Source organism: Aureliella helgolandensis (genome assembly GCF_007752135.1).
GTDB lineage: Bacteria > Planctomycetota > Planctomycetia > Pirellulales > Pirellulaceae > Aureliella > Aureliella helgolandensis.
In genome coordinates, this window is record NZ_CP036298.1 from 462,590 (window position 1) to 476,106 (window position 13,517).

Consider the following 13,517-nt stretch of genomic DNA (forward strand, 5'->3'; position numbering starts at 1 on the left):
ATCCAGGTGTTCCTGTTGCCAACGTCGCAAGTAGTAGAGGTCCTGTCCTCAATCGATATTGCTGCTGAGGAGCCACGCACCGCCATTTCGAGGTCCGCCAGCAAGCTCATTAAAATAACTGAGCCAGTGTGGTCCATGCCAGAAGAGACTGGTGGCTTGCAGGAGCAACAGAACTCTGCAAACAGCACCGAGTCCTCGAAACGCTCCCACTCGCGAAATCCACACGAACAGAAACGGGTAGGCTGGCAGGACGTATCGCAAATGTCGATTGAAACCGGTTTCACTGCTGACAAACAACACAATTGCAACCAGAGGTAGCGCAATAATAAGTTTGTCTAGCCAGTGGGGAAACCCCTTTGGAGCCGTTTGAGAATCGACCGGCTGTCTAGACAAGGCAAGGGTAAGGCATGCTAGAACTAGAAGCACGCATACCGAGACAGGCGTCTTGCACAACCAGGCGACCGCATAGTAATACCACCACCCGCCTTCCTTCCAAGTTCCAGCCAGATAGGATCTCGAACCGAATGGATTTTCGAAGCTGAGCTTTTGCAGGTCGATACCCTGTAGTAGCACAGATGGTAGAGGAGAGGGGATCGAACCTACCCAAGAACGCGAGAATCGATTGTCAATTCCTAGTTCGCCCGAAGCCATACCTTGACTGTGCAGTGGGATTGATCCGAGAGGCAAGTAGACTTGATCAAAGGCATACGTGCCATTGACAACGCAGCAGCACAGGACAAAAGCGACTAAGGCTTGTGAAGCATCTACCAATAGGGTGCGATGAGAGGGGTAGGAATGCCAATATTTTGCGACCCAAATTGTCGCGTAGCATGGAAATACAAAGGGTATCCACGTGATCTTCCAACTCAGGAGAAGACCGGTACAAGCACCTAAGAGTACGGCATTACTCCACGACGACTGGACAATCCAGTTGCGAAGCACCCAAAATGCAAGCAGGGCGATCACTGCGGCACCAATATCGGGACTCATCAAGGCTGAGTTGGATAGAACCATGGGCGATAGAGTCCACATCCAGGTCACCAACGTCCGCGCCCGAGCGCCATACAGTCTGTTTGCCCATTTCCGCGACAACACGAGTCCAAGGCTTGCAAGAAGTAGATTGGGAATTCTCGCAATGAAAAAGTACAACTGGGTGCGAGAGGCATTCATTTCAAGAAATTGATTGCCTAGGTAAAACTCGTCGCGGGCATAGACATCCTGTGTAGTGTGGCCCCACTCAAGTTTGGGCGACAATAAGTAGACTGGCAAAGTGGATAGGAGCCGAGGTAAGGGAGGATTCACTGCGAATGGTTCGAACTGCCCAGTCTTCCAATGGGATAGTCCGGCCCCCATGAATCCGACTTCGTCATATGTAGGACTTTGCGCCCACGCTTGCCAAAGTCCGCACGTAAGAATCACCAATCCTGCTAAGAAAGGGCTGTTTCCCAGGTTGCTAAGGTGCATCAGATTGATCGCTCTTGAGTTTTCACTGCCACTTCTTTCTCAGATTGATTGCAAGCAGTGCTGCCAAGCCAATGCCTGTACCGACGGCGACGTACCAAATCATTGGGCTCGTTCTATCACCCTCATATTCAGGTAATCCGTAATGCGCCAATGTAAATTCTTCGATAGGTAGCTTTTCTTTGGATAGTTTATTGAATTGGTATTTAAAAACCGTTTGCCCATCGTCCACAGTTTTGAGGGAACAACGCTTGGGAATGATCCTCCAGACGTCAGCGGTCTTTGCGTTGTCGTATTCATAGACTAGCTTGGAAATAGGCAAGCCTCCGTTTTGGTCGTTCATCGCAAGTCCTGCTTCAACCACACGGTAAGCGTTCTTGGGGTCTAATTCCACAAACAGCTTATCAAAATGGTGCTTTCCAATTTCACGTTTACGGTGGAGCACGAATTTCGCGGTGCTCTCGCTCTCCGCCCAGTCGTCAATTACGAACTCTTTTGAATCAACAGCATCGGCGAGCCCGATTTCAATATGCGCACCGAAGGCAATTTGGATGATGTTCTGGTGAGTCGATAGCAGTGGACTGCCATTGCTAACTCGTAGACTTTGGAAAGTTGCCACCGTTGCGGTGAAACTTCAGTTAATCCGAATTCATAGTCAGGCGTTCGAAGTGCCACGTCCCGTTGGTTACCTTCTTTGGTTCGAGTGGCAGTTTGAGACTTTGCCAACTTACCTTGAATTGCAAAGGTAACCTCATCGGGTGGAGATGTACCTTCGCTAATCTGAAAGCTGCCATTGACTCCACTCAGTTGCATAGATGCGTTCCTCCAGGCATCTATGACATGCTTCGGCGGTGTTTGCGCCACCGTACTAGCACTCGCAAGATTGAGAATCATCAGCACCGCGAACAGGCGTAACATGCGAGTATGCCTCTCCAAAGGGATGTTGTGCCATTAGTTGATGTGTGTTGTAAAAGTTCGACGTCGAGTCCGAGTTCCATTTGCACGATGGCCAGTCTCACCGATCGGAACTAAGAATTGCACCCAATCATTGTCTTAGCTCAAATTCAAGTCGCTATTTATTCTTTGGCCTCCGCCGAATCTCGTTCTCGCTTCAGCAGCAAAGCTTTCAACGCGACTGCTTCTTCTACGCTAATTTCATGAATCTCAACGGAGTATCCTACGCGATGCTCAGGCTCTCGTTCGTTTAAGTAGGTTGCACTCATAGAGCCGTAGCGATGCTCTCTGCCGACTGTCACAATGGCGCTGACCGCATATCTTCCAGGTGCTGGGCCGCGAAGTCCATTTGGGTCGTTCGCAGATGGGATACCTTCAAGGAAAGGGGGAGGCGGAGCTTTCTCGTCTATTCCGTATAGCCCAACGTCGTAAAGGGACTGAAGCGCTACGTAGTCCAGGGGTTGCTCTGGATGCGTCTCGATCCACTCGCGGAGATAGTGCAGGTCTTGCCCCCAATCTACGTTGCTTGACTCGAGCCACTGCTTTCCGCGCGATGGACCACCTGCAAGCTCATTGAAATAGGACAGCATATGTGGAGCATGCCACAGAACGCTTATTAGTTGCAAGCCAATTAGCAAACGCAGCACGTGTGTGGTGAGGTGTAAGCTAGCAAGCACAGATATTAACATGAGGACAAAGGGATAGGCTGGCAGCATATACCGCAAATGGCGGTTGAATCCGAGCTGCGCGCTTACCAGTAGAAAGCAGACCGTCGCTGGGACAATCAAGAATGTTAACGCAAGACGCAGATTTAATTCTTGTCCATGTGTCCATACAGGATTTCGCCCCGTACGGACCCGCATCGCGGCAATCGAAGCAACTAGCAAGATGGGGAAAGTAAACGGTTCTTTGAGCAGAGTTCCGACCAAATAATAGAGTGGCCAACCACGCTCTTGCCATTTGCCTGCAAAGTAAGATTGCGGGAGGGAATCTCCCTCCATTGCAGTTTTTTGTTGATCGATACCGAAGACAAGGTAGTAAGGTAAGGGGACAGGTAGTTTGCCAATTGCCGAGTGCTCAAACCGATTCTCCTGCCGCAATTGCTTCTGGCCATCGGAACTGAGGACTATATCGGTAGTCGTTAGGCTCTCGCTAGTAAACGCGAATTTCTCCAAGGGGACGAACAGTCGGTCAAAATCGTAAGTCCAGCAAATGGTCAAACAGGCCGCAATGCTTCCCAATGCAAGTTGCGGTCCCAGTTGCTTTGCGACCAAGAGTGGCGTTCGAGAGAAGAGTAGGACAACGAAGAGCAGCGAACCGACTGTTGCAGGTAGTAGGACCAATAGAGACGATTTAGCCGAAACGGCCAGTCCGCTTAAGATTCCCCAGAGCAGCACTGCACCTAGGTTAGGCGTGGTGACGAAGTGATAGAGTGCCCGCATGCTAACCGCGAACAGCATGGCAGCGGCCGCATCAGGAGAGAGTAGAGCGCCATGGCCGAGTATTATCGGCGAGAAGCCCACCAGGGCGAGCGCCACCAACCCAGCTCGATTGCCTGCAATTTCTATTGCCCAAGCGAAACAATTCCACATTCCCCAAAGGACGATTGCAATGCATGGGAGTCGACTGAGGAAAAACAAGAGTTGGATTCGATCGACATTGGATTGCAGCAAGAGCTCTCCCAAGACGAATTCGGGTCTTAAGCCGATTTCACCGTGTGCTGGCCAATTCATTTCCTGAGAAATGAGCATCGCAGGCAGTGCTGCTGCTTTGCGGATCAGAGGTGGATTCACGCAGTAGGGTGCGTACTCGCCAAACTTCCAATTGATCATCCCACTTGCCAGATGCCCCGGTTCATCGATCGTAGGGCTGGAGCGGTAGGCGGCAATAAGCAGCAGGCATGCTGGTAGACACATGACAATGCCTCCGATAATGCGAATGCTCATGGCTGCTCTGCAACGATCTCAAGAGTCGCCAATTCCAATGGCTTGGAAGGATCACCGATCTTGATTGTCTGTGATTGAGTTATGGAAGCGACATCAAACTGAATGTATGAGTATTCACTCTCTCGCACCATTGTCCATTTCAGTTCCTCGGGGGCGTCGATGATCTCCAGTTGCTCCCCCTGTGCGACAGAGCAGGCCACCGTCCGGGTGGATGAGCGATCGCCTTTTCTAACGAATACCTTGGTCGGCGAAATGCTGACAATAGCCTTTGCGTACGAATGCAGGAGAGGGATTTTTAGAGGTTCATACTCGGGATTTACGGGGATGACTTCGATGTAGTCATCGGTTTGTTCGCTGGAATTAGGAACCAAATACTTGACATGGATAACTGCCCGTTTGGTCAATCCCTTACCGAGCTCCATCGTGTCGGCGCTGCGTTCAATTCTCGCGGTAACTCGATCCGTATTGGAAACCTTGACAGAATCAATTTCGATTCCACTCGGGGTAATGCCATCGAATAGTTCGATCTTTCCCTCCACAGCCTCGCCAGGATAAGCTTGGCGAAACCAAATTTCCGACGGTTCAGCTCGCCACATACCTTCGATGAAAACGGACGTCTGCTCATGTTCCATCAATTCATCACCGGAGTTGTTCGCTCCTGAAACGTATATTGAATAACTCCGTTGCCCAGTAGCGTTTATCGTTGCAACCTCCAGCAAAAGAGATCTAACTTCGCTCTTTGCTAACGTAAAGGGGAGCGTGAACGGCTTGCCTTGTGAGTCCGTGATCTTCATGCATCCGCATGATCCACTGATGCTGTAGATTTCAAAATGTCCATCTGAGGCATTGCTCAACTCGAACGCTGCCGTTACTGTTTCGCCCTCTCGAACCCGTTCTTTCGACTGGGAAATGAGTTGGATATTTAGATCTGACTTGCTATGTCGTGACTGAAGCACGTATCCCGCAACCGCTCCGAATACGCAGCAAGCAAAAATCCACATCAGTCTTATTCGCATCCTAACACCTGCATCCACTCGTCTATCGATTAAACTTGCGATAACACACGATACCGATGACCAGAAGTACTCCGCAGCCTGCAATTGTCAGAGTTATCCATGTTCGGTCGCTACCGGTGTGAGCATCGAGATCGGGACGCGGAACGTCCGCAATCGAGAGGATCTCTCTGATGGGCTGGTTGTCGGGGCCCCATAAAAATGCCCGACGATTCTCACCATCAATTCGATCAAAATTGACTATAGCGTTTTCGGGAAAGACAAAGTTCAGGGCGGTGCTGGGAAGCGATTTGTTCAGTGTAAGCTTGCTTGCTTTCATTGAAACCTTGGATGAAATTTCGGAACTGGAATCTGGGAAGCGGACCGTGAATTCCGACTCCATTGGGAAGTAGCACGCGTTCTCCAGTTCCCTGAACTCGACGATGTTGTACTCATACTCTCCGAGCGGTCGGTTTAGCTTGGTATCCTTGGGGACATGGAGGCGCAATTTGCGGATTAGGTAGCCGACACTTGCATCCAGAAATACTTCATATCTACAATTCCGATAGTACTTGTTGTTACGCGTGTGTGGATGGATGATATCGAGCTTTTGAAGTTTGACTCCGTTAACATCCTCCTCGCCTTTGTAGGAACACTTGGGGCTTGCTGTTACTAATTCTCGTAGCGATCGACGCTCGTCTTCAGGACCCGCCTCCAACTCGAAAAGAGCAAAGTAGGCGGCAACGTTGAAGGAGACTGGAGGCAATTTGGCGCTCCGTCGCTCTTTACGCGCACGAACCATTCCCTGTTGCCCAGGGTCCGCAAGCCGTTTGGACTGTGCTGTATCCCAGTTCTGAAGCACATAGAGAAACTCGTGGTCTTCATACAGATCACCGATGTTGATCGCATTTCCCTCTTCATCGCGCGTTGGTAGCTGCATCACCCGATACCGTTGCCGCTGCCGGTTTAGTTCTTTGGACCAGCGAACCTCCCATAAGTCATCCTTAACACTCTTGCCTTCATTGATCGTCTCTGTCACGTTGATCATTGCGTCGAGTCGGGCAATGGATTGCACACAACTTTCATGGCGGTCGAGCAGATCGTCAATCTGGCCATCGGCGGAGCATCTGCTAGAAAGCAGCGCAATCAATGACATGCTTAGAATGTATCGCAAATGCATTTTGTAACTTCCAGTAAATTAGGGGATTGGGACTGCAGTTACAGTCCCAATCGAGACTGTACAACCAAAATCGTTAGCACGCGTTTGGCGGAGTAGGACAGGTGCATACCCGGAATTGATTGGCGGTGCACTTACCGCTGCACGTTTTACTTGAGCAGGTGGACCATGGGTCCGAAACACACGTTTTGCCCGGTGTGGTGTCGCCCACAGTGCAGCCTCCTCCTGCTGGGCAATTGCCAGTAACGCAGTTCGAACAGCTACCTCCAATTGAGTTTGGGTCGCAGATTTGATACCAGCTTCCCGCTAAAACGGCGCTTCCCAAGAACAGGGATACCGCGATCGTTGGGAGTACAAGACGAAAATTTACCATAGGATGATCCTTCTAATACAACTCGGGGCTTGGAAACGTAGGCCTTATCAATGACTCACTTCTATGGGCTCATGTTATTACCTCCTTTTGGTAATCGGGCTGGCCTGGAGCGAATTCGAACTGGAGCGAGGGCTGCGGGTTGTGTTCACTAGCAGCAACCGGCGAAACGAAACGCTATCTGCAACGATTCCTGCAAGTAGTGTGAGGCTTGCCAGCGTCAACGCGCCCACGCCCAGAACTAAGGACTGCACATGTCCGTCACCTTGCCCCAAGGCATAAAAGGTCAGGAAACGGACAATGGGCAACAGACCGAGAGTGGCTAGAGCAGTACTCAGCCAGAGCATGGTTTGCAGCGGGTGGAACATGAAGAATACCCGTAGCAGCGTAGCGGCCGAGCGGGAGACGAATTGGAAGTGCGAGCGGTAGAGTCGCGATGGACGCGTGGGTGGGTTGGAGGTGATCGGCACGAATTCAATGGCCATGCCATGTTCCACCGATTGGACCAACGTTTCAATGGTGTAAGAGTACCGCGTCACAACACATAACTTGCCAGCCGCTTCACGCGAGTAAGCCCGAAATCCGCTGACGGGATCGGGAATCGGTTCGCCTAAAATCCAACTGACCGTCCAGCGACCAAGACGGTACAGTTGGCGTTTGAGCCAGGGCTGGTGCCGATTTTGCTCAGGTTGACGATCGCCAATCACGACATCGGCACGACCGTCCAGAATAGGCTTCACCAACGCGGCAATGTGCTCGCCCGGATACTGGTGATCTCCGTCGGTATTGACGATGATGTCCGCCTCGAATTCCAAGGCGGCATCGATGCCTGTCGCGAAGGCTGCCGCCAAGCCACGATTGCGACGATGGCGAACCACGTGATGCACGCCGAGTCCCAAGGCCGTGGCGGACGTGCCATCCCGACTGCCGTCGTCAATCACCAGCGTTTCTATACAATCGATGCCAGGAATCTCTTTCGGCAAGTCATTGATCACGCAGTGCAATGTTTCCGCTTCATTCAAGCAGGGGATTTGGATGATCAGTTTCGTCATGGAGATCCTCCAGTTACGGAAACCGGTGCAGTGGAACCGTCGGAAGTAGCCAGCCAGCTCGTTTCCAGAAATCGTAACGTTAGCATGCGCTGTGAGGCGTTAGTAAGCGTGATTGTTAGCTCAACGGCAAGCGGCGTTGGGCGTGATGCTTCAAGATAAAGATGCGTTTCGGACTCAGATTTGTCTAATTCGCTGCTCTTGATTCCTGCAGAATCCTGCATGGAACTCGAAAACGGAGCGCCGGTAGGCGGTGTGGAGAATGCGTCGTGCGGTTCAGGCACAAATTCAATACGCAAGGCTCGCTCCCTACCGCGTAGGGAGCGATACGCAACCACTGAAGGCTGGATGCACCCGCAAGACGATTGCACCGTTGAGACCTCATCTGCGGGGGAAATCCCGAATCGCTCAAGCGGCCAGCACGCATACATGGGCTCGCCCGAAAATAGTACCCCGAGGTCGATCGTCTGGGGTGCTTTCGATGCGGCGGCCGAATGGAAAGATGCTGCGTTCGCTTGTGCTGGAACGCGATCTGTTACCGCAATTGTGGACGCGGGCCCACAGCCAGCGGCCAAAACAAACCCGATCGTCGCCAACTGCTTCGCGTTGATGAAGTGATGAAGTGATGAAGTGATGAAGTGATGAAGTGATGAAGTGATGAAGTGATGAAGTGATGGACATGGGCATGGGCATGGGCATGTTCCTGAATGTTTCGAACGCCCGGGAGTGTAGCCCTTAGAGCAAAATAAAAAAATATTTTTCCCGAATGTCCTGTCAGGGCAAAACTGGCTTTCGCCCTTAAGCGGCTATAGTGGGGGGGATTGGTCGTCTTAGGGGTATTAATGCGTCCTTGTTGTCCTGTTCATGGTTAAGTGGGGCGCTTTGCGAGGGAATCTTGCGTGCAGAAGTTGCTTAGATGTTTTCCAGTTTGCCAGGTATATTGGTAGTGGTGGCGTCCCCAATCGCAGGAGTTGTTAGCACCCATGCTCGTCATGACTACGTCTCTAGTTAAGTGTGTTGAACAGCTTTCAAAACTTGTGATTGAAGCTGGGAAAAGATCCGAAAGCGTGGCTGTGGTGCTTGAGACGTGTGAATACTGCGCCTATATCAAGGGGCCGCAAGGCAACTTGCTTGCAGCGAATTCGGTCTACGACCGCGTCTTTGGAAACGGCAGACCGGTAGCCGGCCGCTCACCAGAAGCATTCTTGGATGATTCTACCCTGACCATATCCCAAGCTAGTGATCAGATGATTGCCGGAGGCTGCACGTTGATCGTGTTTGATCACGTCGGCAATTCTGCTACTGCTGATGGCGCGACACGCGACGGTGGCGGGCAGTCTCGCATTCAGTATCGGACGATCAAAAAGTCTCTGCAGGGGTTAGGCATTCCCGGTTTTGCATGCCTGGGCGTCACGCGTGTCATCGGAACGCTTCCACCGGCTCGAAACACGAGGCTGGGGGCTGCCTGGAAAATGTTCTGCAGCTTTCCGAAACGCACCCAGCAGCTAGCCGTGATGTTGGCCAGGGGAGAGTCCCAGCGCGTGATTTCCAAAAAACTGAGCATCTCGACACGGACTCTTGCCAGCCAACGAGCGCATGTACTGCAGAGCCTCGGTGTTGTGAACACGCATGAACTATCACGTTTGCTCGTGCGCGTACAGGATGCGGGCTACGAAGATCTTGGGCTCTGACATCCCAGGGCTCGCGCTAGTCGCAGCGGCACCCTGTCGCGAGCCGGTTTGTTGATTCGAGAACGTTTTGAGTTGCACCGTGTTGGTATTTACCCTCAATCACCCGATCGTGGCAACACTCTTCCTGGCTCACACGACGGGCTACTAATTCGACAATCCGTTACGCTGCGAGCTGGCTATTGGCCGCTAAGTTGGTTGGGGGCTTGCTCCGTGCAATGGGATAATTCGCACGCCCTGAGTATCCATCGTGAGGGCTAGAGAATAAATTGGTAACATCCGAGGCCGAGCAGTGTTGGATTCGTGGATGCTGTGGTGGTGGTTTTTCGGACTTCGTTTTGGTTGCTAGGCTACGCTGTGTTGCTCGGACCTTGCGCGTTCACTTACTCTACATCTTCAAGCTCATGAACTATTCCTACGTCTCGTTTATTCAGTGTCGATTGGCTTGCCTTTGCTTGGCCTTTACCGCTGTTTGCTGCTCAGTTCAGAATGCATCTGCCGAAGAGGGGATGTATCCGATGAGCGAGCTCAAGCAGCTCGATTTGCCGTCGCGCGGTATTGAGTTAACCGCAGAGCAACTTTTTAATCCTCAGGCAATCAGCTTGGTGGATGGAGTCTGTCGCGTTAACGGATGCACCGGATCGTTCGTGTCTCCAACAGGTCTGATTATTACCAACCATCACTGTGCCTACGGGGCTATTCAACAAGCCAGTCAGGGATCGCACGACTACTTGTCGAGTGGTTTTAAAGCCGATTCCTTGTCCGACGAAATTCCAGCGCCCGACTATACGGTGCGCGTGACGCAGGACTATCGCGATATCTCTGCGGAAGTCCTAGCGGTAGTTCAGCCTGGGATGTCGTATTTAGAACGCTCCGAGGCGATCGAGAAAAAGAGTAAAGAGATTGAACTGGCTGCAGAGCAGGCAAATCCTGGGCTGCGCGCAGAAGTTGCGGAGATGTTCGCGGGCAAGACTTATGTGCTGTTTCAATACGTGTATTTGCGAGACATCCGGCTAGTCTTCGCGCCTCCTCAATCGGTTGGCAACTTTGGTGGTGAAGTCGACAATTGGATGTGGCCGCGTCACACGGGCGATTTTTCTTTCATGCGCGCTTACACCGCACCAGATGGCTCATCCGCTTCCTACAGTGTAGACAACATCCCCTACCAACCCAAGCGATTTGTGCAGGTGTCGGTGGAGGGGGTGCAGGAGGAGGATGCCGTATTCTTGCTGGGCTACCCTGGCCGCACGGCACGCCACAAGACGGCCGCGTTCCTCAACTACGAAGAGCATGTCCGTTTGCCAACCCTAATCGAACTCTACAACTGGCAGATCGAGGTGATGACTGCTGCTGGCGAGGGAGATCGCGAAGTGGAAATCAAGCATGCCTCGCGGATGCGTTCGTTGTCCAATGTCGAAAAACGCTCCCGCGGGCAACTCCAGGGACTGAGGCGAGCTCACCTGGCTGAGAAACGTCGTGCCACAGAGGCGGAGCTGCAAGCGTTCATCGAGAGTGACTCTGCGCGGAAGGCAAAGTACGGCGAACTGCTCAAGGAAATCCAAGCCGTCTACCAGGAGATGGAACAGCTCGCTCCTCTGGAGTTCAACCTCCAACAACTTCGCTCCGCTAGCCGGGCGGCAGCGATTGCCTACTTTATTGTGGACGCGGCCTCTGAACGTCAGAAGCCCGATCTTGATCGCGAGAGCGCCTACATGGAGCGGAATTGGGAGCAATCTCTGCAGTCGCTCAAGAGCTCGGTCAACGACTATCATGCCGCCACTGATGAAATCCTGCTAGCGGGTATGATGGAGCGGCTGAAGGCTGTCGAGGCAGGGCCGGTGACGGAGGCCTTAAAGCGTCAGTTCGCTGCCTCGATCGTGCCGATGGAAAGTGTGCAGCAGTGGTTGGCTCGGACGAGTGTTGGCGAGTGGGAGTTCGTGGAACGCTATGCAGCGCAGACGCCTCAAACCCTGGCTCAAACTGATGATCCCATTTTGCAACTGATGCTCGAACTCTATCCCACCTATCTCGAGCTGCGCGATAGGGAGAAAACTCGCGAGGGGCGTTTGAGCGAATTGTACGGTTCCTTGATCGAGATCAAGCAACAGTTTGCGAAGTCCGATTTTGTGCCAGACGCCAACGCGACCCTCCGCTTCACGTGTGGACATGTGCGACGATATTCCCCTGCCGATGCTGTGGTGATGCTGCCCCTCACAACTCTCTCAGGTGTCATTGATAAAACGACGGGAAAGGCCCCCTTTGATACGCCGTCCGAGGTGGTGGAGAAGTTTGAAGCTGATGAATTGGGACGCTATCGCAATGCAACACTCAATGACGTGCCAGTCGCAATCCTGTACGATACCGATACCACGGGAGGGAATTCCGGAAGTCCAATTTTCAATGCGAAAGGGGAGTTGGTCGGGGTGAACTTTGATCGATGTTTTGAAGCTACGATCAATGATTTTGCCTGGGACCAGAGTTACTCACGGTCCATTGGCGTCGACATTCGCTACGTTTTGTGGTTGACCGACGTCGTCTACGGAGCGGAGCGATTGATCGAGGAAATGGGAGTGAAGCATTGAGTCGTTCATGAATCCTTTACATGAGAAGCAGATCACTACCTCGATGTCACACAGCCACTCAGCCATATCGCTGCGAGATATTCAGACGGCTGCGGCGCGGATAGCGGCGCATGTCATTCGGACTCCCCTGGTTCGCTGCGAGCAATTGTCCCAGCGTTGGAAGTGTGACGTGCATTTCAAGGCGGAGAATCTGCAGCACGTGGGTGCTTTCAAAGCACGTGGGGCGATCAATGCGGTACTCTCGCTGGACAGTGATGTTGCGCCGCGCGGCGTGGTGACGCACTCTTCAGGCAATCATGCCGCTGCTCTGGCTCGCGCCGCGAGCTTGCGGCAGATCCCGGCCCACGTCGTGATGCCTCACAACTCACCGGCAAATAAGCTGGCCGCGGTGCGGAGCTATGGAGTGGAACCGGTGTTGTGTGAGCCGAATTCGGCGGCACGCGAAGAGGCGGCCCGCAAGCTGCGCGACGAAACTGGAGCCACGTTAATTCACCCGTTCAACGATCCACAGGTCATGGCGGGACAGGGGACCGTGGGACTGGAGATACTGGAGCAATTGCCAGAGGTTGACGCGGTGATTGTGCCTGTTGGGGGCGGTGGATTACTGTCAGGGGTGTTGATGGCGATCAAGTCTCAGTATCCAGATATTGCGGTCTATGCAGCGGAACCGGAGTGGGCTGATGACGCGGCCCGCAGCCTCAAGAGCGGCAGGATCGAGCTTCCGGCGAGGTACGACACCGTGGCGGATGGCTTGCGCACGCACTTGGGGGATTTAACCTTCCCCATCATTCGCGCGCTGGTGAACGATATTTTGGTGGTTTCAGAGGAGGCCATTTTGGCTGCAACCCGCACGATGCTTAGGGACGTTCGGCTTGTCGCCGAGCCGTCGGGCGCCGTGGCTTTGGCCGCTTTGGCCGAAAACTATGCTCACTTTGAGGGGCAGAGGGTGGCGGTGGTTGTTTCGGGAGGGAATTTGGATCTTGATGGACTTAAACGACTTTAAGAAGACCTGTCATCAGCTGGAGCGTCCCCTGTTGGTCATTTCGGGGAGCAAAGGGTGTTTGACTTGTGGTTACTTGAGTATGGATTCGTTCGAACGCAATGGTGACGCCGCCGCCATCGTGCGCGGGGTGAATACCTACGAGGAGATGCTGTTGGCGCTTGTCCAGGAAGTGAGCAGCCGGGCGGAGGCATTGGGTGTTCAGGTCGGAATGACGGGGGAGGCAGCGCTCAAACTTCTGCGGTGAACTTCTCGTACCGCGATTGGGGAGTACTTCACTGGACAGATCTATCGAGTA

11 protein-coding genes are annotated in these 13,517 nt (G+C 52.8%); 5 read left to right on the top strand and 6 right to left on the bottom strand.

Annotation, left to right across the window (positions count from 1 at the left end):
- Window positions 1-48 precede the first annotated feature (48 nt).
- The 6 genes from Q31a_RS01685 to Q31a_RS01710 all read right to left on the bottom strand — a co-directional run bounded on the left by Q31a_RS01685 (window position 49) and on the right by Q31a_RS01710 (window position 7,952).
- A complete protein-coding gene (locus tag Q31a_RS01685; RefSeq protein ID WP_145073046.1) occupies window positions 49-1,464 on the bottom strand; it encodes a hypothetical protein in 1,416 nt (471 codons plus the stop codon).
- 22 nt (window positions 1,465-1,486) lie between these two features.
- The gene (locus Q31a_RS01690) at window positions 1,487-2,080 is read right to left on the bottom strand and encodes a hypothetical protein (RefSeq protein WP_145073049.1); all 594 of its coding nucleotides are present in this window, start codon (window positions 2,078-2,080) and stop codon (window positions 1,487-1,489) included.
- Between the two features lie 457 nt (window positions 2,081-2,537).
- Window positions 2,538-4,361 carry an ArnT family glycosyltransferase gene (locus Q31a_RS01695; protein WP_145073052.1) on the bottom strand — a complete coding sequence of 608 codons (1,824 nt, stop codon included), beginning with the start codon at window positions 4,359-4,361 and terminating at the stop codon, window positions 2,538-2,540.
- The gene (locus Q31a_RS01700) at window positions 4,358-5,377 is read right to left on the bottom strand and encodes a DUF1573 domain-containing protein (protein ID WP_145073055.1); all 1,020 of its coding nucleotides are present in this window, start codon (window positions 5,375-5,377) and stop codon (window positions 4,358-4,360) included. Before Q31a_RS01700 ends, Q31a_RS01695 begins: the two co-directional genes overlap by 4 nt.
- A 22-nt stretch (window positions 5,378-5,399) precedes the next feature.
- Window positions 5,400-6,533, bottom strand: coding sequence for a hypothetical protein (locus Q31a_RS01705; RefSeq protein WP_145073059.1), 1,134 nt, complete (start codon window positions 6,531-6,533; stop codon window positions 5,400-5,402).
- Window positions 6,534-6,980: 447 nt separating this feature from the next.
- A complete protein-coding gene (locus Q31a_RS01710) occupies window positions 6,981-7,952 on the bottom strand; it encodes a glycosyltransferase family 2 protein (RefSeq protein WP_145073062.1) in 972 nt (323 codons plus the stop codon).
- Window positions 7,953-8,171: 219 nt separating this feature from the next.
- Between Q31a_RS01710 and Q31a_RS30650 the strand changes: the two genes are divergently transcribed.
- The 5 genes from Q31a_RS30650 (at window position 8,172) to Q31a_RS01735 (ending at window position 13,466) form a co-directional block, all read left to right on the top strand.
- Window positions 8,172-8,567: a hypothetical protein gene (locus tag Q31a_RS30650; protein ID WP_145073065.1), complete on the top strand. Its 396-nt coding sequence runs from the start codon at window positions 8,172-8,174 to the stop codon at window positions 8,565-8,567.
- Between the two features lie 374 nt (window positions 8,568-8,941).
- Window positions 8,942-9,640 carry a helix-turn-helix transcriptional regulator gene (locus Q31a_RS01720; RefSeq protein WP_197356021.1) on the top strand — a complete coding sequence of 233 codons (699 nt, stop codon included), beginning with the start codon at window positions 8,942-8,944 and terminating at the stop codon, window positions 9,638-9,640.
- 401 nt (window positions 9,641-10,041) lie between these two features.
- Window positions 10,042-12,219, top strand: coding sequence for a S46 family peptidase (locus Q31a_RS01725; RefSeq protein ID WP_145073071.1), 2,178 nt, complete (start codon window positions 10,042-10,044; stop codon window positions 12,217-12,219).
- A gap of 7 nt (window positions 12,220-12,226) precedes the next feature.
- On the top strand, window positions 12,227-13,222 hold the full coding sequence (locus tag Q31a_RS01730) for a threonine ammonia-lyase (RefSeq protein ID WP_197356022.1): 996 nt from the start codon (window positions 12,227-12,229) through the stop codon (window positions 13,220-13,222).
- Complete coding sequence (locus Q31a_RS01735; RefSeq protein WP_231691279.1) at window positions 13,203-13,466, top strand: YunC family protein; 264 nt, start codon at window positions 13,203-13,205, stop codon at window positions 13,464-13,466. Before Q31a_RS01730 ends, Q31a_RS01735 begins: the two co-directional genes overlap by 20 nt.
- Window positions 13,467-13,517 lie beyond the last annotated feature (51 nt).